Here is a 26,107-nt window from a genome sequence, read left to right on the forward strand (position 1 = left end):
TTAGGCGTGCTTGCGGGCAAACGCCCACACCATCACCGGAAAATTGGGTTCATTGGCGAGCGAACGATAAAATCCATATCGACGCCACCTGAATAGATTGGCATTGAGGCATTTTCGGTTTCCCCAGGACGCGGTTTTGATGTCGCTCGCCTCAAACCCGCACTCCTGCAGCAGGTAAGATAAACCTTGCTCGGTCCAGCGACTGCAATCAATGGGAACTTCATGAACGCGAACCAGGAATGGTGTCGCAATGACAAAATGGCCGCCCGGCCGCAGCATCGCATGAACATTTCGACCGGCGCGTATCGGCCAGGGCAGATGTTCAAACACCTGGTCGGCAATAATCAGGTCGAATTGGCGATCGAGGGTTTCGGAACAAATGTCGAAATCGGGAAAGTCAGTGGAGGTGTACGACCCGAACTTGAAGTTCCGCCTCCATTGTGGGCCTCCGGAGATTTCAAGGACGTCGAGTGTTTCCGGGTCAATGCTGTTAATGAATGCGAAGCATTCCCGGTACATGACCACGCGCAGCCAATCGGTCGTATCGAAGCCAACTCGAGCTGCCGCATTCTTTACCTTTTGCCGAAACGAGTCGTCTTTCAGATATGGCTGAAGCAACGATTTCATGAGCATTGCGGGCGCTCTCAGGTGTGGCAAAAAAATCACGACCAACAGACCGGCGGCCGTTACATTATCCGGCCCTTGGAAATGTCGGGAAGCTATCCCTCGGAGACTGGGTAGTCCATCTTTATACAGGGCCTGTCGTTTCTTCTGCTCTGATCCATCGAAGAAAGGTTAATTTGGAGTCCAGGCACAACCCTCCAAGGCTTTTGCGCAAATGGTGAAATGGCAGGCTTTGCGGTGTCGGTCGTTTAGCCTATCCGAGGATTCACGTTGTGCAGTTGCCAGCGATTTCCTAGTTTTGGCGAGTTCCTTGAGCGCGCTCGATCCGACAGGTGAAAATGCCGGCGTGGGGATCGCGACGGAATGAGCGCAGATAGTCCGAGGAGTTTTGATGATAGCTTTTGGTGGTTTCAGGCAAATCAAGCGGCTTTTGTGCATTGGGGCTCACTCTGACGACATCGAAATTGGCGCAGGCGCAACGGTGTTGCGGCTGGTCCGGGAAAATCCTGACGTCGAAGTGACATGGTGCGTGCTTTCCGGGAACGAGGTGCGTCACGAGGAGGCTCGACGCGGCGCCGAGCGAATTCTGGGACTTACCGCCTCGCGGCGCATCCTGCTGCAGAATTTCACCGATTCACGCTTCCCCGCGTATCGCGAGCAGATCAAGGAGTTCTTCGAACAGAATTTGAAATCGATCGATCCAGGTCTGATCCTCACTCATGCGTGCGGCGACGCGCATCAGGATCATCGCATGGTCAACGAGCTGACCTGGAACACGTTTCGATCGCATCAGATCTGGGAGTATGAGATCCCGAAGTGGGACGGAGATTTGATGCGGCCCAATCTCTTTGTTCCGCTCGATCCAGAGGACGTCGCGGCTAAGATCGCGGTGTTGCGCGACGTGTTCTCCAGTCAGCGAAACAAGCATTGGTTCGACGAAGAGACCTTCCGGGGATTGATGCGGATTCGGGGACTGGAAAGCAATACGCGTTATGCAGAGGCATTTTTCGCGCGAAAGTTCGTGGTTGCCTGAGTTCGGCGACCTGATATGGCAACGGAGTTTTTCCCGGCCGTTTGGCGGCCTGTCATCGTCGTCAACCGCCATTTGGTGATATTCGACGCGCGCCGGGCGTATTGCCGGCAGACCAAGTCCGGAAAGCTGTTTTCAGGTGCCCGGCGCCTTATGCGAGGTGCAGTGAGTTTTCGAAGGCTATCCATTAACGGAAAATTCCTTGGAGCCAAGCCGACCGGTGTGCACCGCGTGGCCGAACAGCTCATTCGTCAGCTGTTTTGTCGCCGCGATGAGCTCAGGGATCTGTTCCACGAAGCACCAGGCATAATCGCCCCCCGGAATGTTCGCGACAGTGACCAGTCGTCATTCGCGCTCGAGCGAGGTGGCCTTGTCCGCGGCCAACTTTGGGAGCAACTCGATCTTCCCAGGTTGGCGAGGAGGGACCTGCTTCTCAATCTCTGCAATCTGGGACCGATGGCGAGCACGGCTGCGATCACGATGATCCACGATGCGCAGGTATTCATTACTCCGGAATCGTATAGTTGGGCCTTCGCGAAGTGGTATCGTAATGTGCTGCCGGTAATCGGGCACAGACATGTCAGGATACTCGCGGTTTCTGAGTTCTCCGCCGCCCAACTGGTCCGGTTCGGCGTCGCTCGACCCGAGCAGATTTCGGTGATCTCAAACGGCGTCGATCATCTCCTCGCTCACGAGCCGCTTACCAAGATCGTTGATCGGCTGCAGTTGAACCGGCGCAAATTTGTCGTCGCACTTGCCAATGTCCAGGCGCACAAGAATGTCGGCCTGTTGCTGAGAGCATTCGCAGACCCCGCACTCGCTGGAATAAAGCTGGTGCTGGTGGGGGCTGCCGGCGCGAAGGAATTTGAGGCGTTGGGCCATTCGATTCCGCAAGGCGCGGTTTTCACCGGCCGGATCGAAGACGGTGAGCTCCGCGCGCTTCTCGAAGCCGCTCTCTGTTTGGCTTTCCCTTCGACGACTGAAGGATTTGGTCTTCCGCCTCTGGAGGGCATGACGGTTGGGTGTCCGGCGGTGCTTGCACCATGCGGCGCGCTGCCGGAAGTGGGAGGCGATGCGGCAATGTTCGCAGCCGCCGATGATCCGAGAAAATGGGTTGAGGCCATTGGCCAGCTAGCAACCGATTCCAATGTTTGGGAACGATTTTCTCTTGCAGGCCGGGAACGCGCCCGGTTGTTTTCCTGGGACCGGGCAGGGGAAAAGCTTGTCGAAGTAATAAGGCGCGTCGTCGCCAGTCAAAGATCAGGTGGTGACGGCCGCTTTTGATCAAGCCACAGCCATATCTTTGGGCAATGCCGACGTCCGGCTGGTCGACTATCTGCGGATCTTGGAACGGCCGCGCGCGTTGGATCAGGCTTTGCTGGTGCAGGCTACTGAAGGCTGTCGTTGATATCGCGCGTGGTGCCAGCCGCGCTGACAGCCGGACCTATCACCGGCTGTGCCAACCGCGGCGCTGGCCTCGTCCAGACCTGCCACTTGGCCTTTCCAGCGTTCACCATATCATCAAGCATCATCTTCTCTTTGAACGTATCCATGCACGCCCAAAAGCCGTCATATCGGTAGGGCGCAAGCTGATCGGCTGCGATAAGGCGTTTCATAGGTTCTTCGACCATCTCTTCGCCGGGCTTGATGTAATCGAATACTTCCTGGCGCATGATCCAGTAGCCGCCATTGATATAGAGGCCGAGTTGATCAGCCGGTTTAATTCCGATCATCTTGCCGGCGGCATCGTATTGCACGGCGTGGAAGCTCGAGCTCGGCTTTACGGCGACAAAGCTCATCGTCTTCTTCGACCGCTTGAGGGTATCGATCATATCATCGAGCGGTGCATCGGTGAGACAGTCGGCATAACTGCACATGAAATATTCGTCGGAAGCGACGTGATCTCGGACCTTGACCAATCTCTCACCGATATTGGACTCGATTCCCGTATCAACGAATGTAATGGTCCAATCGTCGATGTCAGATGAGAGCAACTTGACCGTCTTGCCGCCATTTGTGATGACGAAGTCGTTGCTCATCGCTTCGCTGTAGTTGAGAAAAAAGTCTTTGATGAATTCGGATTTGTAACCGAGCGCCAGGATGAACTCCTTGTGTCCATAATGCGCAAAGTACTTCATCGTGTGCCAAACGATGGGCCTCGAACCAACGGGCACCATTGGCTTCGGAGTGTTTTCCGAAAACTCGCGTAGCCGGAGGCCCTTTCCACCGCAGAAAATGACGACTTTCATTTGAGTGTCCTCAAGCAAGGGGCCAATAATTGATGTCAGCGAAATGAGCCGATTTTGCACGATACGTGCGGCGCCGCAATATCGAATGAATGAGGTTATAGCCGCACAGTTCCAGCGGAGCTAGTGATCTCCTTGCATGGTTAAAGGCGCAGGCGCCATCTTGCGCGTTCAGGCCCGGCTCAGCGAGGCCTGCCCACGGTGGCTTGGTGGCAAGTTGTGCAGATTGCCCGGCAATGTCATGAATTGCGCCGTCACGTGCTGAACCCCGTAGATTTTCGGAGTTTTGCAAGAGCCTAGTGCCGGCTGGCCGCGCCCGCTGACCACGCCGCTGCCGCGAGCATCAGGGTCTCACGCCATTTGCCGGCCTCGTTCTCCAGCGAAAAACGACTGACGTTGTGGTGGAGTTGATCGAGGCGTTTCCTCCGCTCTTCCGGAGTGAGATCGGCGAGCAAACGCATCCCGGCGGCAATATCACCCTCGTTCAGTGGATCGACATAGATGGCGCCTTCGCCGGCGACCTCCTGCAAGGCTCCGCCGTGGGAAAGCAAGGGTATCAGGTCGTAGTGGACGGCTTCTGCTGCCGGCAGCCCGAAACCTTCCAGCAAGCTCGGAAGGACAAAGCCGGCTGCGTTCCGGTATAGCCAGCGAAGCTCGGCCTCGTTGACATACCCGGGCAGGACAACACCCGGCGTGCGCTTGGCTTGCTCGGCGACCAGGTCCGCGCCTGACTCATGCAGGCCGCCACAAATGACGTAGGCGTATCCAGCCTTGGCGAGGCCGGATGCGTCGAATGCCCGTATGGCGCGCAATTGATTCTTCCGTTCGCCGACGGCACCGACAGTGAGGAAGAACTTGTCCGGAATGCCTGCAACAGGGTGCAGGTCGCTCTGTTGCATGTCCATCCGGAGTGGGGGAGAGACCACTCGCATCGTGGGATAATCATCGCCATATCTTGCGACAAATTCCTGCCGGGAAGCGGCGCTGACGAAGATCAAGAAGGGCCGGGCGTCTCGAATTCGTTCGAAGGCCTGCCGATAGATCCGGCTCACGCCGGGATGATAGAGCCTTGGATGGGTAATCGGCCCCATGTCGTGACATACGACGATGTCACATGGTTTCAATCGATAAAGAAGCACTTCCCGCGGGTCGGTGAAGATCAGCGGGCGATGGTGAGGCGATGGTGACAGGAGACGATTGATCAGCCCGGTTCCGGATCTGAAATCGACTTCCCAACGTGCAATCCTGCCAAGGATCCGAGAGAAGGTTCGCGACGGGAGCTGCTTCAGGGGCACCCTCCAGTAAAGACAGGTCGCGATCAGATCCTCAGACGACTGGATCATTTCCTTGCAGAAGAAGTATTTCCCGGTGCGATTATTGAGCGCCAGCGTGAACTCGCAATCAAAGGGTTGGTCGATGCGATTCATTCAATCCTCATCACCCAAAAAACTATCCAAATATAACGTTCTGGTGACGGTGCGTCGCAGGGTTTGACGGATAGGCAGGAACGGCAGTAGTTTACATTAATTGTTACCATCCCGGCCGGTCTACCCGGCGCGAATATTGCGAACCCGCCGCACACCGCTGGCGAGCAGTTTCGCCACATGAAGTTCAACGCCATCTGGAAAGCCGACCGCGCGCCATAGCAGGAACATCGACGCGACATAGACGGTCGCGCCGACGCCGCCGACAATCGTCAGGTCCAGTATGAGCTGAACAAGGCTCTGCGGATCTGCAAAGCGGCCCTGAAGAGGTGCGATCGCGGCCGCCATGATCGCGGTGCTCAGCGTCGCGCGCCATGGGCCAAGCAGCTGATCCCTCAATCGTAAGCCGATCAACTCTCGGACGACGAACATCGTGCAGCCCGAGATCGCCACTGCGATTATAAGTCGGACGGCAATGATACCGGGAATTCCATAGTAGACGAGCCCAACCAGCATCAGCGGCGTCTTGATAAAGAGTTCGATCAAGCTGAGCCGCAGGAACACATTTGTCTTGTTCACGGTCGTCGCGAGGGGAGTGAGTGATCCTGCAAAAAGTGGCGGGATCATCGCCAGCGAAAGCCAGCCCAGAATAGACGCTGCGCTCACCCATTTTTGCCCCAGGATCAGGCGAACGACCGGTTCAGCGTTCATGCTGATCCACACCATGGCGGGCAACCCAATGGCGGCGAGGCTGAGGGTGCTCTTGTGGTAAGCTGCCTTCAATCTTTCGAGATCACCCCGGACTGAGGAGAATGCCACAGCGAGCGGACTCGTGGTCTGGCCGATCAATATCTGGGCGGGAAGAGCAGCAAGGTTTGCCGCCATCGAAAATCGCCCCAGCTCGAAGCGGTCGACGAAGCGACCGAGCATCAACTGGTCCATTTGCCAGACCAGGGCGACCACGGCCTGCGATGCCGTGGTGAAGCGGAGGTACTTCGAGAAGGTTCGCCACTCCCTTAGCGAGAGGGCAGGCAGGTAGGGTGCAAAACAATACGATACCACCAGCATCGTGATGGGAGAAGCGATCGTGGCGATCGCGATCGACCAATAGCTCGCGGTCAGCCACGCAACGACGACGGACGATATGAGGGCGGCCAGTTTGCCTGCGACCTCGATCGTAAGGCTCGGCAGGTAGTTAAAGTTCAGCGCGTATTCGACGGTGCGCGGACTGATAAGGCCCCGCGAGGCTGGAGCAATGCCGAGTGCGCAAACAAGCCAGATCAGCCTATGATCATTGTAAATTTGTGCGATAGGCCAGGCCAGAATCAACAAGATTGCCGCGAGCGACAGCCCTCTTATGAGTTGGAGCGTAAAGGCGCTGTCATAGTGGAGCTTCGTCCGCGTCGGCAATGCAACGAGCGCCAGGCTCAGTGGCAGCTCCATTATTGCTTCAACAATCTGAACGACCGCCATCGCGATGGCGACTATTCCAAAATCGGCCGGCGAGAGAAGGCGGCCAAGAACGACCAGTGTGATCAGATCGAGGCCGCGGGCAATTAATCGCGACGCAACGAGAATAATTGCGCCTACAGTGGTACGATTCCTGAGTTTGTTTGCTTGTGAGCTCAAGGATCGCATTCGTGTGTTAGTCGCAAAAGGGAACTGTCGGCTCCCACGGCTTATCTACGTTACTTTCTTCAAGAAGGCCACCTCTCAGTGCCTCCGATTGCAGCCCCGTCGCGTTTTCAAGATGCTTTGCATGCTCGATTGTCGTGGGCGCGTAGTCCGGCCTCTCGTCAGTTGCCCTGTTGATTGGGGCTGCCGATCCCCGAAGAGGAAGGGAGGAGCATTGGCGATAAACCCGCAGCGTACTTAACGAGGTTCCATCCTTCGCGGAGCTCGCCGGATTGGAGCGCGCGCGCTCCCCAAGCTAATGCGCGAAGCGCAATGTTTCGGTTGACAGATCTGCGCAGTTGCTCGGCGTCGTGGAGTAGCCTGCCTTGATCATCGAGAAAGCTGTCGAAGGCCGCTTTGCGATGGACCAGATCTGATTTTCGATCCGTCAGATGCTGCCCGGAGAGGTTCAGTCCGTGCAGTCGCCGGATTCCCTGCACGGCGCTTGTTTCAGCGACGTCGCCAAAGCAGGCGAGCCGCAGCATCATTTCAACATCCTCCGTGTAGGTGAGATGAGCTTTGTAGTGCCCCGCTCTCTTTTGCACAGATGTGCGTGTCACCATGGTTCCCAGGGCCAGGAAGCTCGCAGGTCTACGGCACCGTTCCCGGATAAAGTCATGGCCGGATGAAGCCCGCCATTGCGGCTGGGCTGACGCATCAATGCTTGGAAGCGGCTCGCCTTGTCGATGCTCAAGTTCCCGTCCGGTAATGAAAGCAACGCTAGGATTTTGATCCATGAAGCTGATCGCGCGTTCCAGCGCTCCCGGAGCCGATAAATCATCAGCGCAGATTATCATGAAGTATGGGGACGACGCCCAGTCGATGCCTTCGTTGAAGCTCGCCATCAGACCAAGGTTGCTCTCTCGCGTTCTTACTTCGATCCTGGCATCCTCGGCGGCGATCTGACGTGCTATTTCAACGCTGTCGTCGGTCGACGCGTTATCGAGAATTAGAATGCGCAGATCCTCGATGCCCTGGCCCAGAATACTGTTTACACAGTCACGCAAGTAACGACCGTACTGGTACGATGGGATAAGGATATCGATGCTGGGCACCTGAAAACTCCTGCTTTGGCACGCAAATTTGACGAAGTGGCCGGCGCCAACGCCATGTTCCCACGCAAAAAAGACCGAGAAAATGCAATTAGCTATCGCAAGCTTTCGCGCTTGCATATCATCATATTACAATGTTCTCTGAATACTAGACGCTTTGCTCCTCATTGCGGGCATCATGGTTGATTTTTCGGAGTTCTTTAGGGGTATTAAGAAAATGCCAGAACGGCCCGTGAAAATAGGGATTTTCGGTAATTTTGGTATCGGCAATTTTGGCAACGAGGCGACGCTCGAGGCCATGCTTAATTTCCTGAAGCGAGGGGCGGCTGAATTCGAATTAACCTGTATCTGCACGGATCCGAAACGAGTGCAAATTGAGCACGGGATTTCGGCAATTCCGTTGAATCGGGCGGGCCCATCTCTGGTAAGAAAGCTTACCAATATTTCCTATGCGATCCAGACGATGAGGATGCTCGATCTCTTGATCATTCCTGGGACGGGGATTCTTAACGACTACTGCTCTCCGCCGTTTGGGATGCCCTACACTCTGTTCAGGTGGTGTCTTGCGGCCAAGGTATCCGGCGCAAAAATTGCGTTTGTCAGCATCGGCGCGGGTCCTTTGCATCATCCACTCACACGATGGTTCGTCAAGCTCGCCGCATCCATGGCCGGGTACCGGTCGTACAGGAACAGATTCTCAAAGGACTATCTCAAGGGGTTGGGCCTGAACACCGAGAACGACCCGGTTTATCCCGACTTGGCATTCGCCTTGCCCGCACCTGCGCCATCGAATCCTCAAAGCGCCGGCACGGAGCCTCTTAAGGTCTGTATCGGCGCGATGCATTACCAGGGCTGGCGGGGCCATCTGGAAGCCGATGCGAAAATTTATGAAAACTACCTGGGAAAGCTAAAAGAGTTCGCACTATGGCTGCTGGATCGGAACAATTCTGTTCGATTGGTCATGGGCGATGAGCGCGACGAAAAGGCGGTTGCCGACCTTCGGCGCGCCATTCTGGCGGAGCGTCCGTCTTTGCTTGAAGGCAGACTGATCGCAGAGCCTTCGCGTTCGCGTGAAGACGTCATGCGTCAAATGAACGACGCCGACGTAGTGATCTCGACACGCTTTCACAGCATCGTCTTTGCGCTGATGCTCGGTAAGCCAACGGTATCGATCGGCTATTCGGACTATCACGCAGAACTCATGGAGGTGTTGGGCTTGGGTGCATTTTGTCAGCACAGCGACGATTTTAGAGTCGAAACGCTGATTACTCAGTTTACGGAATTGGCTTCGAACAGAAGTCGCTATGAAGCGCAAATTCGGGAACGCGTACGCTCGGCCAGGGAAGCGCTCGCTGACCAGGAGAAACTGTTTTCTTCCAATTTCATTGGATCTTGCGTGGGCAGGCAATAGCCGGGATCCTAGTGCTCGCGTGCGCGATGGCTGCTTGCGGGCAGGGCCGAAACAGTTCGCAATGTAATTGGCCTGCCCGCCGAGGCAGGTTAGACGGTTGCGGATTTCCTGAACACAAATACCTCGGTCTGGCCGGGCGGCATCGGTGACAGAAAGGAGCCTACGAGGCCGCACTTCCGAGCGGTGAAAAAATGGTAATTGTTTCAGAAGGCATGGCTGCCGGATAGGAGGAACGGCTGGGTATGCCGCGGCGGGCCCAGGCTTCGATGGTTGCAGGAGACAAACACCTTTCGGTCATTGCGTCGAAGACAATATACCCGCCTGGCTTGAGCACCCGATCCATCTCACACCAATAACCAGCGGTAGTCACGAAAGTGACGGTGGAAAGCACCTTGTGAGCCTGCAGGAGATCGATTGATGACGTCGGAGTCGCTTGCAGCGAGGTGCCGTCGGTGGGCTGGGACAGCACCGGATATTTTTTGGTGAGATATGCCACCCAGTCCGCAGCGGTCTCGTATATTCATACCGTTCGGGCGAACACTCACGCAGCGTTCTTTCGAGGTAACGGCCGGATCCGGACCCTACTTCGAGAACAGCACGTATCGGCTGCTGGAATACTCCAAGGCTCTTCATTTCATTGACGACGCTCTGCGTCGCGCCGGCGATGCCCTGGCGTGCATCAATATACTCGCCGAGCGGAAGCCCAGATTTCTCCGCCTCGGCCATCGTCTCGTTGAAGGGAATGAACGTGCTGACGTCGGCCCAATCGTGACGGCTGCGCGAGAGCTTCAATCCAATCGGAGCCAGGACAAGATTGGCAGTCCTGACCATCGTCCTGGATATGATATTCATCTTGAGAGAAGGCAATGTCATGGACAGGCCTTTCAAGAAATGTAAGCTGGCAGCGGTACGACAATGAGAGCGGCCTAGAGTGAGCTTCGTTCAGTTGTGCCGTGCGGGCGACTTGGCCGCGCATCGCGCAAACGATGGAGGAGCCCATTTTTACTCAAGCACGTCGAAGTGCTGACCCATTAACTTGGCGCAAAAAATCAAGAACCGACTAGACATTTCATAACTTGGCGGAAAGCCTATATGCTCGACGTACGATAGGCAATCGGTCCGGAAGCCGGCTGCACCAACGTGTGGTGTGTGGGCAGCGGTATCGCTATTCTTGCTTGTGCAGGCGGCGGATAAGGGTGGTTCTGGCGAGGCGATGTCATTACTCCGCGCCATAGATCGGCGATCATTTTTGGTCGGTTGCACAGCGGTAGGTGCTGATATGCCGCGGTATCTTCTGCCGCGCGCGCTGTCGGGAATGGTTGCTCTGGCCGATCAAGGCGCATTGCCTCTGCCCTTGCGGTTTCCGGTTGCGCTAAATTCTGAACGCTCCACATTTGTCGACCAAGATGGCAACCCCTGTTTTGCCTGCGGTGACGCGCCGCAATATCTGATTCAGCAGCTCTCAAAGCCAGACATGGAGACGTATCTATTTGATCGCGCGGCGCGTGGCATTAACGTTCTTTGGATGATTGCTGCCGACAAAGTCTACCAGAGCAATCCACCAAACAATCTGGCTGGCGATGCACCCTTCAGCGGCGCCGATTTCACCAACTTCAATGAACCATACTGGGCTCATGTTGACCACGTAATGCGGCGATGCTTGGCCTACGGCATTACAGTCCTATTGATGCCGCTGTTCGTCGGCCTCAAAGGGACTGAGGGGTACCTGACCAGCGTGAGGGACACCAGCGATACAGTAATTGAGGGCTATGGAACATTTCTTGCTGAGCGCTACAAGGGCTTTCCGAACCTGATCTGGCTGATCGGCGGGGATGCCGATCCGAATAATGCGGTGGTCTATGGCAAGCTCGACAAGCTTGCGATGGCCATCAAGGCTGCGGATCCCCTTCATCTGATGACGATGGAAGCCAACTATGTCCTCGAGACCGGGGGCCCGACGCCGAATGGCGGTTATTCGAGCGTCGATGCGCACACGATTGCTTATGGCTCCATCAGGCCGTGGCTTGATATCAATTGGGTCTATGAACCGCTGGCAACCGTGGTGTCAGGGGCGCAGCGCTGCTACTCGCAAGGCTTGCCGTGCCTGCTGGGGGAGGACTGGTATGAACTCGAGCATTCCACCACGGGTGTACGGTCGCGCGCCGAAGGTTACGGCGCCGTCCTTGGCGGGTGCACGCTGGGACGCTTGTTCGGCAACGGTGCAATCTGGCCGTTCAATTCGCCAAACGCGGGCAATGGCATCAATGCCGGCCCGCCGACTTGGCAGAGCCAGTTGAATTCCGCTGGCTCGGTCGGACAGCAACTGCTTGGCAAGCTGTTTCGATCAAGAAGCTTTCAATTGTTGGTGCCGGACACGTCGAATGTGGTGATGACAGCGGGCGCCGATAGCGGATCCGTCTGCGCGCGCACCAGCGACGGGCGAACGATTATTGTCTATCTGCCGTCGCGCGAGAGGTTCTGGGAGAGACTGATATCAGGTGGCCGGTCTGTCACGATCGACATGGGCAAGATTACAGATGCGACCAATCTCGCCACCTGCAACTGGTACAATCCCGGCACGGGAACGGTGACGGCGGGGGGAGATTTCGCGAACTCCGGAATGCGTAGCTTCAAGTCGCCTGATACAGGCGACTGGGTGCTAGTTATCGATTCCGCAGAAGCGAGGTTTCGGGCACCGGGCACGTGAGCAGGTCACGCGGCCTGGCGGCGGGTAGGAACGTGCCGTGGTCGATTGCCCGGCGCGTTCAGTTGAATTTTCGGAACACTGGTTTGACCGGCCGACCGATCAGGTAGCGTTCAACGCCGTCTTCCAGCGCCCGCCGGTACACCTGGAGTGCTTCTCCGATCGCTTCAATGGTTCGATCGATGTCTGCGTCGCTGTGCGAGAAGCTCACGACTAGGGAAGGCATGATCAAGCCACGCCGAATTGTTTCCTGAAGGAAAAGCGCCCTGAATGCCTGTGAAGGCTGCTGCGACTGGTCGCGCGTCGCGTAGACCATGTTCGAGGGGCGGCCAAGTACCTCAAAGCTTCGCTTGAGGCCGAGCGAGTCGATTGCGCGATTAATGCCGGTTCGCAGCCGCTCTCCCTGCCGGTAGAGAAACTCGATGACGTTGTCGCGACGATAGATCTGCATCGTCTCGATCGCAGCGGCGAGAGAGTGGGTCTCGGCACCATGTGTCGTGGACAGCAGGAAGACGCGCTCCCGGTCGTGCTGCAAACCTCCGAGTTCCATGATATCCCTGCGGCCGGCCAGAGCCGAAACCGAGAAGCCATTGCCCATGCCCTTGCCGAATGTCGAGAGATCGGGCGAGATGCCATAGACTTTCTTGGCGCCAGCGTTATGCCATCGGAAGCCGGTGATCATTTCATCGAGAATGAATACGGCGCCCTCGCAGCGACAGAGCTCTTGCACCGACCGGAGAAAGTCAGGCTCCGGCTCTACGGCTGTCGCTGCCTCGAGAACGACACAGGCAATCCGGCCAGGGTTCTGTTCGAACAGCGAGCGAAGGCTATCGATATTGTTGTAGCGGAACTGAACGGTGAGTTCCTGGATGGCTTTCGGAATGCCCGCCGACATTGCGGTGTCTCCGATGAACCAGTCATCGACCGAAAAGAACGGCTGATCGGCGCATCTGGCAATCAGATCGCGCCCCGTATAGGCCCGCGCCAATCGCACCGCCGCGGTGGTCGCATCCGATCCGTTCTTGGCGAATTTCACCATATCGAAGCCTTCGATCAGGCTCAGGAACTGTTCGGCGCAGTCCAGTTCGATGGCGGCAGGGCGCGTATAGTTTTCACCGAGGAGCATCTGGCGATGGGCTGCTTCGATGACGGGCGCGTAAGCATGCCCCAGTGTCACCGCGCGCAGGCCCATCCCGTATTCAATGAACTCGTTTCCATCGACGTCCCAAACGTGACAGCCTTGGCCTCGCGCCAGAAATCCGGGCGCAAGCACGGGGTACTGGTCGTCGCCCTTGGCATAGGTGTGGGCGCCGCCCGGAATCACGGCATGAGCTCGGGCCTGCATTTTGGACGAGGTTGCGAAGATTTGCGCAAAGGGGGGCTTGGTTGGTAAATTCAAGGAAATCCCTCTCGGATAATTTCATTTCGCGCTATTATATTGCCAGTCCGCGACCTAGTCGCCTGTAATTGGCACGTGATCGACCGATGGAGGAGATCAGCAGTCTCCGTAGAATGACGTGCTTGCCGCAGCCGGCCTTTCAATTAATATCTTTATTTTACGTCCAAAAAGCAGGACTTACAATGTGGAACTGGGCGCCATGCATATTGGTGCCAATTAACCTGAATCGGACAAAAGGTGCGATCCGGGCCGGAAATGGCGTAAAAGAAATAGCTAAGAGATGGCTTCGGATTTCCATCCCTGTTGTTAGAGGTAAGTCCATTGAAAATCCTGATTACCGGCAACATGGGTTACGTGGGTCCCGCGGTTGCGAAGTACCTGCGGTCACACCGCCCGAATGCGACGCTTCACGGATTCGACAATGCCTATTTCGCGCATTGCTTGACCGGCTCTTCCGTTGTCCCCGAACGATACCTTGACGAACAATTTTACGGCGACGTGCGCAACGTCTCCCTGGATTTGACCGGATATGACGCCGTCGTCCAACTCGCCGCCATTTCCAACGATCCGATGGGAAATAAATTCCAGACGGTGACGCTCGATATCAATCAAAAGACGACAGTGTCGATCGCGCAGGCGGCCGCGGCCGCCGGTGTGAAGAACTTCGTGTTTGCATCGAGCTGCAGTGTCTACGGGATCGCCGACGGTCCACCTCGCAAGGAGACTGATCAGCTCAATCCGATCACGGCTTACGCCAAATCGAAGATCGGTGCCGAACAAGAGCTCGCTGCCATTGACAGCGACATGACCGTGACCTGTCTTCGCTTCGCAACCGCTTGTGGTATGTCGGACCGGCTTCGGCTTGACCTTGTTCTGAATGACTTCGTCGCTTGCGCAATCAGCAGGCGACTGATTAGCGTATTATCCGATGGTTCGCCGTGGCGTCCGCTGATTGATGTCGCCGACATGGCGCGCGCTATTGAATGGGCAATCGATAGACCTGCCGGTAGTGGAGGTCGATATCTGGCCGTCAACGCGGGATCGGATGATCGCAACTATCAGGTCAGGGATCTGGCCAATGCGGTCGCAAAGGCGGTACCGGGCACCGAGGTGTCGATCAATACTTCGGCGCCGGTCGATAGTCGGTCCTACAAGGTCGATTTTGGGCTCTTTCGTTCCCTGGCGCCGAGTCATCAGCCCGTCGTGAGCCTTGATCAATCGATCCAGAACCTGATCGCCGGCCTGAACAAAATGAACTTCAAAGACGGTGAATTTCGGTCATCGGACCTGATGCGCCTGAAGGTGTTGCAAGACCACATCGACAGTGGACGTCTCAGTGAAAACCTGGAATGGAACAAAATCTGACGACGGTTCGCAGACTGGAAGTACCAATGAATATAAGTATCCCCGCCACGCCCGGCGTTGCGCCGAAATGCCGTCACTGCGGACACGACCTGGTGCTCAAGCTTATCAGTCTTGGGCTATCACCGGTCGCCAACGACTACGTCGAGCCGGCTGACTACATGAAGGCGGAGCCGTTCTATCCGCTTGAGGCGTTCGTCTGCAACGAGTGCCGCCTGGTACAGACCCGCGACTTGCTGGCGGCCTCGGACATCTTCCGCGCGGACTATGCCTATTTCTCGTCGCACTCGTCCTCTTGGCTGGGCCACGCCAGCAGATACGTCGATTATATGTCCGAGCGATTTCATCTTGGCGCCGGCTCGCGGCACGTCGAGATCGCTTCAAACGATGGCTATCTGCTGCAGTATTCGATCGCAAAGGGTATCAACTGCCTGGGGATCGAGCCGTGCGAAAGCGTGGCGGTCGCTGCGCGCCAGAAGGGCATCGAAACGCGCATTGAATTTTTCGGACAGAAGTATGCCGAAACTCTGCGCGGTGAGGGTTGGGTCGCGGACCTGATCACCGCTAATAACGTGCTGGCGCACGTGCCCGACATCAATGATTTCGTCGCAGGCACCAGGGTGTTGCTCGCGCCCAGTGGCGTGGCTACGTTTGAGGTACAGCATCTGTTGACGCTCATGCAGCGGCACCAGTTTGACACCATCTACCACGAGCATTTCTCATATTTGTCTCTGATCGCAGGCCAGCGCATCTTCGCCAAGGCAGGCCTTCGAGTGTTTGACGTCGAGTTGCCCGAGACGCACGGCGGCTCGATCAGGTTCTTCGTCTGCCACGACGGCGCATCGCACCCCGAGAGCCAGCGGGTAGCGGAAGTGCTGGCGAAAGAGCGCGCCTACGGCCTGGATAAGGACGACATATACATCGCCTGGAACGAGTCGGTGAAGGAGACAAAGCGCGACCTCCTGGAACTGCTGGTTTCGCTCAAGCGGCAGTCGAAGACCATCGTCGGATACGGGGCGCCTGCGAAGGCTGTGACGCTGCTGAATTATTGCGGCGTTGGAATCGATTTCATCGACTTTACTGTCGATCGCGCGCCCTCCAAGCAGGGTCGCTATCTTCCAGGCGTCCGCATTCCGATCATGCCTCCCGAAGCAATCTTCGAGGCCAAGCCGGACTACGTTCTTATTCTGCCATGGAATATCAAGCAGGAAATCAAAGCGCAGATGGAGAAAATCCGTTCGTGGGGAGGGCGGTTTATCGTACCTGTTCCAAAAGCAACCATTGAAAGCTGACTGCTGCAGAGCTCTTCTCGCGGAGCGTGTCAGGATCACTCATTGTTTATCTTATGGCGAGGTTCCGAGCCGTGAAGTTCATTGCCCTTGGTGAATCGGATGCGCGATTGATTGAATTGACGCCTCGTGTTGACGAGCGCGGCAGCTTCACGCGAATCTGGTGTGCCGATAGCTTTGCGGCGCAGGGGATCGACTTCCGCCCCATCCAGGGCAATAGCTCGCTCACCCGAGTTCGAGGAACCATTCGCGGAATGCATTTCCAGCGAGACCCGAAGGCCGATGCGAAGATCGTTCGATGCACGGCGGGTCGCATTTACGATGTCATCGTTGACGTGCGTTCGAAGTCTCCGACGCGGGGACAGATTTTCGTCAGCGAACTCGCACCATCTTCCGCAACGATGCTCTACATCCCGGCAGGCTTCGCTCATGGGTTCCAGACGTTGGAGGACAACTCGACGGTCGAATACCTGATGGGAACGGAATATGTCGAGGCGCTTTCTGATGGATTTCGGCACGACGACCCTATGGTCGGCATTAAGTGGCCAGAGCCGGTAACGATGCTGTCAGCCAGGGATGCCGCCTGGCCATTCCTCTCAGAACGCAAGCTGTGGTGAGGTGCTGAAAGCAGGATGCCGGATAGACTGGAATCATCGGTATCGGATCGAAAGCCCGCGATCGACCTCCATGGTCTCGTCACGGAGCTGTTTCCGATCAATCGCAGTCTTACGGGCGCAGGCGTTCGCGAGACGCTTGGTGTTGTCGCTCGCCATATCGATCTGAAGATCAATGAGGTTGCGACCGGGACTGCGGTGCTCGACTGGACCGTGCCCATGGAGTGGAATATTCGCAGCGGCTCGATCTCTACCGTGTCCGGGCGTCGTCTGGTCGACTTTGCCGACAATAATCTTCACGTCTTGGGTTATAGCAAGCCGGTGCAAGGTGTAATAAGCCGCGCCGAGCTTGCGCAGCACGTTCATACATTACCTGATCAGCCTGACCTCATCCCGTACCGCACCGGGTATTTTGCCGACGACTGGGGCTTCTGCCTTTCCCACAAGCTTTGGCAGTCCATGACCGACGAGCACTATCGCGTCGAAATCGATAGTGAGTTATCGTCGGGATCGCTGACTTATGGTGAACTGTTTCTGCCTGGTCAAAGCACTCAAGAAGTGCTGATCACTTGCCATATCTGCCATCCAAGTCTCGCCAACGACAATCTATCGGGAATTGCGGTGATGACCGCCCTCGCCATGCGGCAGGCGCGACGAACGCATCGGTTAGGATATCGCTTTCTCTTTCTTCCGGCCACCATCGGTGCCATTATATGGCTGGATCGAAATCAGTCGAAACTCGACAGGATCCGACATGGCCTGGTTCTGACCTGCCTCGGCGACTCCAGCGGATTCCACTACAAGCAGAGCCGGAGCGGGGCGATCATCGATCGCGCCGTAGCGCATGTCCTGCGCCATTCCGGCCATCAGTACGAGGTGATGCCGTTCAATCCCTATGGATATGACGAGCGGCAGTTTTGCTCCCCCGGCTTTGACCTGCCCGTTGGCTGCCTAATGCGCGGCGTACATGGGACTTTCCCCGAATATCACACTTCAGCCGACAATCTTGATTTCGTAAGGCCGGAAGCTCTCGACCAATCCTACGCTCTGATTGAGTCGATCCTAGATCTTCTTGATCAGAATCGCACGTTTGAACGTGTGGATGGTCGGGGCGAACCTCAGCTCGGACGTCGCGGGCTTTACAGGGCCGTCGCAGGGCAGCGCGAGGCCGGCGGGGCCACACAAATGGATCTCTTGTGGTTCCTGAACCTTGCAGACGGCAAGCACAGTCTACTCGACATGGCGATCCGCGCCGACGTTCCGTTTGCGCGCCTTGAAACGGCCGCGCGGCTCGCACTGGAGGCCTCGCTCGTTCGAGAAACTATTTGATGACTTGACCTTGGTGGCGAGCAGGCACATGGCCGGCTCGCTGAATGACCGGCCAAAGTAATTCTGGGAAGTGCATTAATAGTTGCAAGCTTCAACGAATTAGGAAGCGTATAATGAGTACCGATGGGTCTGCTGAGAGCAGGCCGGCTATTGATAGTCCCGAAAGAATCGAGCTTGTCCATGTCGGCCGCACCCTTCAAAGCCTGCAACATCTGCGGGTCGTCGCTGCTTCTCTCATCGTGCTCTATCACACAGAGCTGCAGATCACACGGCTGACGGACGGGATTCACCAGCATTCGCTGGGTTTTGGTGCCGCAGGGACAGACCTATTCTTTGCTATCGGCGGCTTCGTTCTGGTCTATACAAGCCACAATCGGAAAGACACGCTCGGCGCATTCTTGTACCGCCGCTTCGCTCGCATCGCGCCTCTCTACTGGTTATTCACGTTTCTCATGCTGGGCATTCTTTTGGTCGCGCCCAGCTACCTGCTGACGACGAAGGGCGATTTCTGGCACTTTCTGCTCTCACTGGTTTTCATTCCATATCCGCATCCGGTTCTTGGGATTGACCGACCATTTCTCTTTCCGGGTTGGGTGCTCAACCATTTTGCATTCTTCTATCTGTTGTTTGGCTCACTGTTGTTCCTGACGAGCGGAAAGCGTGTCTTTGCGGTGAGCGCGGTACTTTGTGCACTGGTGGTATTGAAGGCTTTGTTCCGAGATCAGAGTCATCTGCTCAATTTCTACGGTGCGACAGTGGCGCTGGATTTCGTGCTGGGCATGATCGTTGCTTGGATATTCCTTGCAAGAAATGAGACGCCGTGGATCATCGCCGCGGTGTTCCTCGTCGGCGTGTCGATCTTTGCTACGGGTGTTCTGCAGAACGTTTCAGAGGGCGCGGAGCGGGCACTTTTTTGGGGTTTGGCCGACGCGGCATTGCTATTCGTATGTGTCTCCATCGAGAAGCAGTGGGGGTGGCCGGAATGTCGCTTACTCAGCAAGCTAGGTGATGCATCCTATTCGGTGTTCGTGTCCCATTTGTTCGCCCTTGCATTGGTGGCGAGCATTCTGCGCGGGCTTCGATTATTCCCCACACTCGGGGTGCCGGGCGCGAGAATTGTCTTCCTTGGAGCGGCTTGGGCGCTGGGGATGGTGGTCTACGCCGCGATCGAGCGTCCTTTGATGCGGTGTATCGACCGACAGCGCAGACCGCGGATGGCGAGAATGATCGTGGCAAAGGGGCCTTGAATAGGCGCCGAATTTGCAGGACACAAAACCAGAAGCAGCGCTTCGACGATTAAAAGACAATACAATTAAATTTTGGCAGTTCCACCCTCGCGTGTGATCGTCTAATATGATTGCAGTCGGACTATGGTTGGTGAGTGCTGGCAACTAGGGAAAACATTAATAACTCAATTAGTTGGTTGACGATCTCGGACGAGATTCGAGAACTTTTCTTGAAGTTCAGAATTCCACCGCGGTCGGTGAGCGCAAAAAGCAACCAGACAAGCGGTGGAATCGCGCTCGAAATCGCCACAAGTCATAGCCGTCGTTTTCGAAGTACGCCGGCGTACCGCTCCCGCAGTATGCCGGCCGCATTGCGTTGTGTTCTGCGGAAACAGCGCTGCTGCGCAGTTGATTTGGGGCAGGAGCATGGCTACGGGTTTCGTACGGTTATTTCATCCTGCGAAGCGCTACGGCTTCATCCAGCAAGAATCTGGAGGAGAGGACGTCTTCGTGCACGCTTCAGTGCTGAGAATGGCAGGTCTCAAGAGATTGCGGAAAGGCCAGAAGGTCCACTTTGAGATCTACGACAATCAAGGGAGGCCGGCGGCAAGGAACCTGCGGGTTCAAGAAGACGCACTGGAGGAGCAGGATCGATTTCAATCTCAGGAGGAACAAACCCCAAAGGATGTGTCCCCTGGCTCGAGTCCTGCGGACTCCAATCGATCGGCTGTGAGCCGCAAGAGGATTTCTCGCGCTGATTTGGAACAGGTGCTGGCCGAGGCTGTCAGGACCAGCCATTCGGAGTGCAAACCCTTCGTGGGCGTAATCATCGAAAAGATTATTTCGAATTCACGTAGTGAAGCGGGTTGGGCTGTCAAAGGTGTAAGATATGGAAATGCCGACCGCACCAAGTGCTCTGTCGCGCTCTCCAATTGTCTGAATGAACTGCAGCGTGAGTACCAACTCATGGACTGAGCAGATACCAAAGGAGCGCCGAAGGAAGACACCGAGATCCGCAATCAGTCGACTGGGGACCAGCGCCGCTGAGCCTAGCGCGAAGATCACTCGTCGGACAGCCTGAACTCTCGTTGCATCCGCTCGAGGATAGTTGTCAATGCCTCATTGACTGCCGCTCGATCAGATCTGCCGAACTTGACCCCCCGCAGCGCCCAATTAGGATCAACGGGTGATTTCGGTTTCACGTGCCGGACAACCACGCCAACGAATTCCGCGCAACTCGGCCCAGCCATCTTCGTCGCTTCTGCGATCGCTAGTTCGAGCTGTGGTGCAGTAATTCGAACTTGGTCCGGTTGCGCTTCCTTCGCCGGCATCGCATCCGTCACGTCGATCACTGGTGCACTGGATTGCGCCGACCCTGCAAACCAATCCTGCCTTTTGGCTGCGTCCGCAATTTCAATTGACTGAGCTGGCGGGCAAATAACTTCGAATGCGGGCTCGATGGGCGCTGGCTGCGTTGATGCGTCACCCTGCGAACTCACTTCGGTGGGCTTTTGCGCAAGTTGCTGAGTCTCTATCATGACTTGGTCGATGATCTCCAAACTCTTGGCGATCACATCATTCAGTGCTGCAGCGGGTTTCTCGACGGAAGGATCATGGCTCCTGCCGCCATCCATCTGCGATTGGCCCCGTTGCGCGACCCTACGATGCGCCCGCAGTGCCCGGACGTGGAAGGGACCCCTGTGGGGCGCACAGCTTGTTCCTGGCACCCCTGCGGCCTTCGCGCGCGGTTGCTTGAATTTGTCCGAACGACCCGAGTTGCCATTGGCGAGCTTCTTGACCTTTTTCGACCGAAGCTTTGCCGGGGAGAGCCGATTCTTGCTTGCCACAGCCATGGCGTCGATGGGTCGTGCGGGAGGTTTCTGGAACGGGCGCTTTTTGGTGCCCTTCGGCCGAGCCACTGTTGACGAACCAGATCGCATTTTTGAGAGCGTCAAAAAGTTGCGCATCAGTCGCTTTCTGGCGGGGGAGCGGACGAGGACTCGGGAAGTTGGCACAGTGAACTCCGGCAGAATGATCAGGAAACGGCGGATGCGCCCCTCGTGGTGAGCACGATCCCATCACCACGCGTTTCGACGAGATCTAGCTCGATCAACGCGCGCAGATCTTCCGGACTGATCGGCGATAGCTTTGCGCGGTCGCTCTTGATGTCCCTCAATACCCACCGAAGTACGATCGCTCGATCGCGAATTTCCGGGGCAGTGTGGATGCGCGGCTCTAGAATTGCCCTTAGAAGGCTGGATTTTGATCCCTCATTCTGGGCCTCCGGAGTCGCCGCGAATCCTTCTGACGTAGTAAAGGGAACGCTTGACATATGGTCCGCGATGGGTGCGACCTCGCAAGATCGGCGTTCCATCCTGTCCCCAGCGGCGACAGGAGTGTTTCGTGAATTGGCAAGATTGTCGTTTGAGCGCCCTTCCAGCTTGGTTGACGCCGCAGGTTGGGGTTCGAGGATTGAGAGCAACCATTCGCGAGAAGGTCCGCGGTCGTGATCGTTCGATTTGGTTTTCAAGCCTTGGGCTTTTTGGATGGTCCAATTAATCAAGCCGACAACTTCCATGCCCACTTCCTCCGTGGCTGGCTCGGCCGCGCAGAGCGCTGCACCGCCGGCCCCGCGTAGCTTCAACAAAGCCGCGGACGTATTCCGGAACAGCGACGGCGTTTGATGTAGAAGCGCCTTTGAATTTCGACCACATCAAGCCAGGCATCGTAAGACCAAACGTTCAAGCCTGTTGAAGCTAGAGCGGGAAACGAATGATCGAGTGGCGGTGACAGCCAATCGTAGCGGTATCTTCGAAACCCGTCCGTTCGACATCAGTCCTGCAGTAAACAGGTGCCCAGTTCGCCAAAGCGTCAATTTGGCGGGCAAATAGCTAATAGGCCCCATAAGCGGGCAGCCATTTTTAGCATTAAACCATATTCGAGGCGATTTAAAAAGTTATTTGATTGGATTTAGAGGAGCCTCGCTCGCTATTAATGAAATCAGCCAAGCTCTTTTGGGTCGACCGCCATATCGAGAAACGATTGCACGAGAATAACCGGTCAGCGTTGCTCCATCGCCTCATAGAGATCATGCCGGTAGGACTGAGCGAGGTTGCGCAGGTCTCCAAGGGTTCCGCGTGGAGCCCCACAGTGACGACATCTGATCTGGGTAGATGACGGGGCATTCTCCACATGGTCCAAGATGATTCCGAGCGCATTGCAATGGACACAGATCAGCTGAAAGGCGGGGCGGATGGGCATTCGCGCACTCGTTGTAAGGCAAAGTCGCCAGATGAAGTTCAAACCGATGGCGTTGCTGCGGGGGATCTGCTGGGAAATACCGTTGTGTCGATGATGGCCCACAAATATGACGCAGCCAATGATCGTTGCGAATTAACTTAACCGGTCAACCTTACGCAATGCATTGTGCCGCGACGATCCCGGATTCACGTGTTTTCCTGAGTGCGTAACAACAGAAAGCCGCACGTGTAATCGCCGCAAATCTGGAACAAAGTCGCTTCAGCTTCCGTTGTTAGGTCCAGCCAAGGGAGCCTGAGATGCATTTTCCTCGTTCACTCGTATTGGCCATCTGTATTGCCTCACTCCCGGTCGGAATCGCCTGGGGCCAGGGTGCGGCCGGAGGTGGAAGCGCCGGCGCAACAGGTTCCGGCGCTGCCGGTGCAGGGGCGGCTGGAACTGGTGGCGGACGTGGCGGCATCGGCACATCGGCTGTATCGGGTGGCGCAGCCGTCGGGGGCGGCGCCCCTGCCGGACCGGTCGGCGGCGGGGCACCCGCTGGAGCGGTCGGTGGAGGTGCCCCCGCTAACAACGCCGCCTCGAACAGCGCTGCCGCACCTCCAGGAGCAAATCCGGCTATTGCAAACTCGCCAGCGACCAATCCGCCCACCACGGGTGGCGTGATCGGGGGCTACACGGGGGTCGGCAACCCGCCCGGCACCAACAGCAATGCTGTTGTCGACCAAGCGGGGTCTCCACCGGTCACAGGCCAAGCTAAACCCTCGACCGCCCCAGCCGCGGTTCGCGGCATGGCTGAGAGCCCGCCGGCCTCGACTACCGGACTGGTAACGACTGCGGCGGACGGAGTTTCCACGAAGGTGGTTCCCGCTAGGCCGTGCAGCACGGCCGCCCGCGAAACGGATGGTACAACGACTTGTGTGGGCATCCCGAGCAAGCGGCAATAGATCTCAGTAGCGTAAGATCTCAGTAGCGTACCGAGATTACGCTGGGCGCCTCTATTCTCGCTTCGCATGCCGCGATAGGCCCGTAACGGTACACGTGACGTCGAAAGAATGGCTCCCAATTTGCGACAGGAAAAATATAGGGTCCGAGGGAAGGCACGGTTCCGCAGACAAAAGCAATCGTCGCGTAGTCGCTGCGAACATGCCGAGCCTCGGCGGAATTAACCAGCGCGATACTGGTCGCACAAAGCGCTGTTGCATACAAACTCGCACGAAGACTTCGCATTGTTTTCTCCTATTTTCTCGACGCGCCGGTTCACGATAGCCGTATTGCATCAGATGCCGCAAGCTATGGTGTGGTGTCGGATCATGCTCGCTCGGCCGCCGGCCTGTCCGGACGTGGCGTCCCTTCCTGCGACTTGATATCAGTCCGATACACCGCGATCATATCGCCGGCAGGCGCCCCGGTAAAACATCATCAATCGCTATGGCCGCTGAAATCAGACCCTATCGCATTTCCGTCGGCGACGATGTCCTCGACGATCTCAAATTGCGGCTGCGCAGCACGCGCTGGCCGGAAGCCGAGCTGGTGCCCGGCTGGAGCCAAGGTGCGCCGCTGAAATGGATCAGGGACATCTGTCGCTACTGGGCAGAAGAGTACGATTGGCGCGGGCGCGAGGCGCGGCTCAACCGCTTTGCTCAGTTCATGACCGAGATCGACGGGCTCGATATTCATTTCCTGCACGTCCGTTCGCCGCATTCGGACGCAATGCCGCTGATCATCACGCATGGCTGGCCGGGCTCGGTGGTCGAGTTTCACAAGGTGATTGAACCGTTGACTGACCCAACCGCGCATGGCGGCAACGCCGCCGACGCGTTTCACGTTGTCTGCCCGTCGCTACCCGGCTTCGGCTTTTCGGCCAAGCCGAAAACAACGGGCTGGGGCGTCGATCGCATTGCGTCGAGCTGGGCCATGCTGATGGACCGCCTTGAATACGCGCGATACGGCGCGCAGGGCGGCGATTGGGGATCGGCGATCACCACCGCGCTCGGCGCGCAAGATCCGGAACATTGTGCCGGCATCCACATCACGCTTGCGATGTCAATCCGCCCCAATGTGGAGGGACAACCGACGTCTGAGGAAGCGCGCGCGTTGCAGGGCATCCAGCATTACGCCGACTGGGATTCCGGCTATTCCAAGCAGCAATCGACCCGGCCGCAGACGCTTGGTTACGGATTGACGGATTCGCCGAGCGGGCAGGCGGCATGGATCCTCGAAAAGTTCTGGGCCTGGACCGATTGCGACGGTCATCCCGAGAATATCTTTGACCGCGACGAGCTGCTCGACAATGTCATGCTCTATTGGGTGACGGCGACCGCCGCTTCATCGGCGCGCTTGTATTGGGAGAGCTTCGGCCCAAAACGCCGGACCGCGCACAAGGTGACGGTGCCGACCGGTGTTGCCGTCTTTCCCAAGGAGATCGTGACCCCAGTGCGGAAGTGGATGGAAGCGAGTTACACGAATATCCAGCACTGGAACGAAATGCCGAAAGGCGGGCACTTTGCGGCTTTCGAGCAGCCGGACCTGTTCGTGCGGGAAATTCGGGATTATTTCCGGACGTTGCGAAAGCCTTCCGCATAGGCGCTGCACGCTCCCGCGGTGGTTGGCGAAACCAGCCAAGAGAGCACGAGGCCTGTCGCCTCACGTCCGATGGCGGCTGCCCAGCGCCGACGCGATCGATTCCGGATTCCTGATGCGCTCGGTCAACATGTCGATGCGATCGCCACCCCAGAACAGTTCACCGTTGAAGACCATGGTCGGCACGCCGAACACACCGAGCGCTTCCGCGTCAATGATGATGCGGTCGTGCTCAGGCCGTGCGGGACCGCGGACGTACGCTTCGAATTCTTCGGCTGAGCCGCCGAGCGATGCAATCACGCCGGAAATGGCTGACAGCTCGTCGATTTCGAGATCATGGCTCCAGAACCGTCGGAACACCGTGTCGTGATAGGGGCGGAATAATCCGTGGCGCTGGGCGAACAACATGCCGGCGCTGGCATAGAAGGCATCATAGATGCGCCGCGGGCCTTTCATGATTAGGCCCTGCGCGTTGGCGTAGCGGCGCGCGTCCATATAGGCGTAGCGCACCTTGCGCCAGAAATGCGGCGTGCGCTCCTCCACCGTTCCCATGAATTCGGGAATGCGCAGCGTGTAGGGCAGCCATTCGAGTTCGACACTGCAAATTTCCTCGAGCTCGAACAGCCGCTTGTTGGCAACAAAGGCGTAGGGGCTTTTGTAATCGGTATAGATTCGTACGCGTAGTTTTTCCATCGGGTGATCCTGTTTCGATCGGATCATTATCTGCGATGCGAACGACGCAGGGAACCATGCGACACATTTGATTGATTCAAAAACGAATGGGCCCCGGTGCATGTGAGCATCGCGGGGCCCTACATCTTCGTTATAGGCGAAGGATTTCTGGTACACACCAGTTTGGTCTCAGGATCCGGCAGCGCGTGGCCT

At 56.9% G+C, this 26,107-nt stretch carries 21 protein-coding genes; 11 read left to right on the forward strand and 10 right to left on the reverse strand.

The genetic code is table 11. From position 1 onward, the window contains the following. Entirely contained in the window at positions 1 to 633 is a 633-nt protein-coding gene (locus HCN50_RS15710; protein ID WP_171710543.1) for a methyltransferase domain-containing protein, read from the reverse strand. A 382-nt stretch (positions 634 to 1,015) separates the two neighbouring features. Between HCN50_RS15710 and HCN50_RS15715 the strand changes: the two genes are divergently transcribed. Together HCN50_RS15715 and HCN50_RS15720 are read left to right on the forward strand one after the other, a co-directional pair. Then, entirely contained in the window at positions 1,016 to 1,657 is a 642-nt protein-coding gene (locus HCN50_RS15715) for a PIG-L deacetylase family protein (protein ID WP_171710544.1), read from the forward strand. A 15-nt stretch (positions 1,658 to 1,672) separates the two neighbouring features. After that, positions 1,673 to 2,938: a glycosyltransferase family 4 protein gene (locus HCN50_RS15720; protein WP_235976984.1), complete on the forward strand. Its 1,266-nt coding sequence runs from the start codon at positions 1,673 to 1,675 to the stop codon at positions 2,936 to 2,938. A gap of 104 nt (positions 2,939 to 3,042) precedes the next feature. Here the strand turns inward: HCN50_RS15720 and HCN50_RS15725 are convergent, their stop codons facing one another. The 4 genes from HCN50_RS15725 to HCN50_RS15740 form a co-directional block, all read right to left on the reverse strand. Next, positions 3,043 to 3,903 (reverse strand): sugar phosphate nucleotidyltransferase, encoded by an 861-nt coding sequence (locus HCN50_RS15725; RefSeq protein WP_171710545.1) that lies wholly within the window; start codon positions 3,901 to 3,903, stop codon positions 3,043 to 3,045. Positions 3,904 to 4,196: 293 nt separating this feature from the next. Further along, a complete protein-coding gene (locus HCN50_RS15730) occupies positions 4,197 to 5,327 on the reverse strand; it encodes a glycosyltransferase (RefSeq protein ID WP_171710546.1) in 1,131 nt (376 codons plus the stop codon). Positions 5,328 to 5,447: 120 nt separating this feature from the next. Further along, positions 5,448 to 6,953, reverse strand: a complete 1,506-nt coding sequence (locus HCN50_RS15735) for an oligosaccharide flippase family protein (RefSeq protein ID WP_171710547.1) — start codon at positions 6,951 to 6,953, stop codon at positions 5,448 to 5,450. Between the two features lie 167 nt (positions 6,954 to 7,120). Beyond that, positions 7,121 to 8,053, reverse strand: coding sequence for a glycosyltransferase family 2 protein (locus tag HCN50_RS15740; protein WP_171710548.1), 933 nt, complete (start codon positions 8,051 to 8,053; stop codon positions 7,121 to 7,123). 175 nt (positions 8,054 to 8,228) lie between these two features. Here HCN50_RS15740 and HCN50_RS15745 point away from each other — a divergent pair, with 175 nt between their 5' ends. Continuing rightward, positions 8,229 to 9,461, forward strand: coding sequence for a polysaccharide pyruvyl transferase family protein (locus HCN50_RS15745; RefSeq protein WP_171710549.1), 1,233 nt, complete (start codon positions 8,229 to 8,231; stop codon positions 9,459 to 9,461). Positions 9,462 to 9,621: 160 nt separating this feature from the next. Here the strand turns inward: HCN50_RS15745 and HCN50_RS33085 are convergent, their stop codons facing one another. Beyond that, entirely contained in the window at positions 9,622 to 9,957 is a 336-nt protein-coding gene (locus HCN50_RS33085; protein ID WP_210264933.1) for a methyltransferase domain-containing protein, read from the reverse strand. Positions 9,958 to 10,740: 783 nt separating this feature from the next. Here HCN50_RS33085 and HCN50_RS15755 point away from each other — a divergent pair. After that, positions 10,741 to 12,168: an apiosidase-like domain-containing protein gene (locus tag HCN50_RS15755; RefSeq protein ID WP_171710550.1), complete on the forward strand. Its 1,428-nt coding sequence runs from the start codon at positions 10,741 to 10,743 to the stop codon at positions 12,166 to 12,168. Positions 12,169 to 12,226: 58 nt separating this feature from the next. On the opposite strand, the gene HCN50_RS15760 is transcribed toward HCN50_RS15755, so the two are convergent. Continuing rightward, positions 12,227 to 13,564 (reverse strand): glutamate-1-semialdehyde 2,1-aminomutase, encoded by a 1,338-nt coding sequence (locus HCN50_RS15760; RefSeq protein WP_283812082.1) that lies wholly within the window; start codon positions 13,562 to 13,564, stop codon positions 12,227 to 12,229. A 321-nt stretch (positions 13,565 to 13,885) separates the two neighbouring features. Here HCN50_RS15760 and HCN50_RS15765 point away from each other — a divergent pair, with 321 nt between their 5' ends. The 6 genes from HCN50_RS15765 (at position 13,886) to HCN50_RS34785 (ending at position 20,359) form a co-directional block, all read left to right on the forward strand. After that, on the forward strand, positions 13,886 to 14,929 hold the full coding sequence (locus HCN50_RS15765) for an NAD-dependent epimerase/dehydratase family protein (protein ID WP_171710552.1): 1,044 nt from the start codon (positions 13,886 to 13,888) through the stop codon (positions 14,927 to 14,929). Between the two features lie 26 nt (positions 14,930 to 14,955). Continuing rightward, entirely contained in the window at positions 14,956 to 16,218 is a 1,263-nt protein-coding gene (locus tag HCN50_RS15770; protein ID WP_171710686.1) for a class I SAM-dependent methyltransferase, read from the forward strand. Between the two features lie 71 nt (positions 16,219 to 16,289). Continuing rightward, entirely contained in the window at positions 16,290 to 16,832 is a 543-nt protein-coding gene (locus HCN50_RS15775; RefSeq protein ID WP_171710553.1) for a dTDP-4-dehydrorhamnose 3,5-epimerase family protein, read from the forward strand. Between the two features lie 15 nt (positions 16,833 to 16,847). Further along, positions 16,848 to 18,158 carry a DUF4910 domain-containing protein gene (locus HCN50_RS15780; protein WP_171710554.1) on the forward strand — a complete coding sequence of 437 codons (1,311 nt, stop codon included), beginning with the start codon at positions 16,848 to 16,850 and terminating at the stop codon, positions 18,156 to 18,158. A gap of 113 nt (positions 18,159 to 18,271) precedes the next feature. After that, positions 18,272 to 19,405: an acyltransferase family protein gene (locus HCN50_RS15785; RefSeq protein ID WP_171710555.1), complete on the forward strand. Its 1,134-nt coding sequence runs from the start codon at positions 18,272 to 18,274 to the stop codon at positions 19,403 to 19,405. Between the two features lie 405 nt (positions 19,406 to 19,810). Beyond that, a complete protein-coding gene (locus HCN50_RS34785; RefSeq protein ID WP_171710556.1) occupies positions 19,811 to 20,359 on the forward strand; it encodes a cold-shock protein in 549 nt (182 codons plus the stop codon). 86 nt (positions 20,360 to 20,445) lie between these two features. Here the strand turns inward: HCN50_RS34785 and HCN50_RS15795 are convergent, their stop codons facing one another. Next, complete coding sequence (locus tag HCN50_RS15795) at positions 20,446 to 21,351, reverse strand: hypothetical protein (protein ID WP_171710557.1); 906 nt, start codon at positions 21,349 to 21,351, stop codon at positions 20,446 to 20,448. A 68-nt stretch (positions 21,352 to 21,419) separates the two neighbouring features. Beyond that, on the reverse strand, positions 21,420 to 21,962 hold the full coding sequence (locus tag HCN50_RS33090) for a hypothetical protein (RefSeq protein WP_210264972.1): 543 nt from the start codon (positions 21,960 to 21,962) through the stop codon (positions 21,420 to 21,422). A gap of 2,108 nt (positions 21,963 to 24,070) precedes the next feature. On the opposite strand from HCN50_RS33090, the gene HCN50_RS15805 reads away from it, so the two are divergent. Beyond that, a complete protein-coding gene (locus HCN50_RS15805) occupies positions 24,071 to 25,225 on the forward strand; it encodes an epoxide hydrolase family protein (protein ID WP_171710558.1) in 1,155 nt (384 codons plus the stop codon). 60 nt (positions 25,226 to 25,285) lie between these two features. Here the strand turns inward: HCN50_RS15805 and HCN50_RS15810 are convergent, their stop codons facing one another. Further along, positions 25,286 to 25,915 (reverse strand): 2-hydroxychromene-2-carboxylate isomerase, encoded by a 630-nt coding sequence (locus HCN50_RS15810; protein WP_171710559.1) that lies wholly within the window; start codon positions 25,913 to 25,915, stop codon positions 25,286 to 25,288. Positions 25,916 to 26,107: the final 192 nt, after the last annotated feature.

Source organism: Bradyrhizobium archetypum (assembly GCF_013114835.1).
Classification (GTDB): domain Bacteria; phylum Pseudomonadota; class Alphaproteobacteria; order Rhizobiales; family Xanthobacteraceae; genus Bradyrhizobium; species Bradyrhizobium archetypum.

Excerpts from the sequence above, each read along its gene's own strand:
- HCN50_RS15710 (WP_171710543.1), bottom strand. The coding sequence starts at position 633 with ATGCTCATGAAATCGTTGCTTCAGCCATATCTGAAAGACGACTCGTTT.
- HCN50_RS15715 (WP_171710544.1), top strand. The coding sequence starts at position 1,016 with ATGATAGCTTTTGGTGGTTTCAGGCAAATCAAGCGGCTTTTGTGCATT.
- HCN50_RS15720 (WP_235976984.1), top strand. The coding sequence starts at position 1,673 with ATGGCAACGGAGTTTTTCCCGGCCGTTTGGCGGCCTGTCATCGTCGTC.
- HCN50_RS15725 (WP_171710545.1), bottom strand. The coding sequence starts at position 3,903 with ATGAAAGTCGTCATTTTCTGCGGTGGAAAGGGCCTCCGGCTACGCGAG.
- HCN50_RS15730 (WP_171710546.1), bottom strand. The coding sequence starts at position 5,327 with ATGAATCGCATCGACCAACCCTTTGATTGCGAGTTCACGCTGGCGCTC.
- HCN50_RS15745 (WP_171710549.1), top strand. The coding sequence starts at position 8,229 with ATGGTTGATTTTTCGGAGTTCTTTAGGGGTATTAAGAAAATGCCAGAA.
- HCN50_RS15755 (WP_171710550.1), top strand. The coding sequence starts at position 10,741 with ATGCCGCGGTATCTTCTGCCGCGCGCGCTGTCGGGAATGGTTGCTCTG.
- HCN50_RS15770 (WP_171710686.1), top strand. The coding sequence starts at position 14,956 with ATGAATATAAGTATCCCCGCCACGCCCGGCGTTGCGCCGAAATGCCGT.
- HCN50_RS15780 (WP_171710554.1), top strand. The coding sequence starts at position 16,848 with ATGCCGGATAGACTGGAATCATCGGTATCGGATCGAAAGCCCGCGATC.
- HCN50_RS15785 (WP_171710555.1), top strand. The coding sequence starts at position 18,272 with ATGAGTACCGATGGGTCTGCTGAGAGCAGGCCGGCTATTGATAGTCCC.
- HCN50_RS34785 (WP_171710556.1), top strand. The coding sequence starts at position 19,811 with ATGGCTACGGGTTTCGTACGGTTATTTCATCCTGCGAAGCGCTACGGC.
- HCN50_RS15795 (WP_171710557.1), bottom strand. The coding sequence starts at position 21,351 with ATGCGCAACTTTTTGACGCTCTCAAAAATGCGATCTGGTTCGTCAACA.
- HCN50_RS33090 (WP_210264972.1), bottom strand. The coding sequence starts at position 21,962 with ATGGAAGTTGTCGGCTTGATTAATTGGACCATCCAAAAAGCCCAAGGC.
- HCN50_RS15805 (WP_171710558.1), top strand. The coding sequence starts at position 24,071 with ATGGCCGCTGAAATCAGACCCTATCGCATTTCCGTCGGCGACGATGTC.
- HCN50_RS15810 (WP_171710559.1), bottom strand. The coding sequence starts at position 25,915 with ATGGAAAAACTACGCGTACGAATCTATACCGATTACAAAAGCCCCTAC.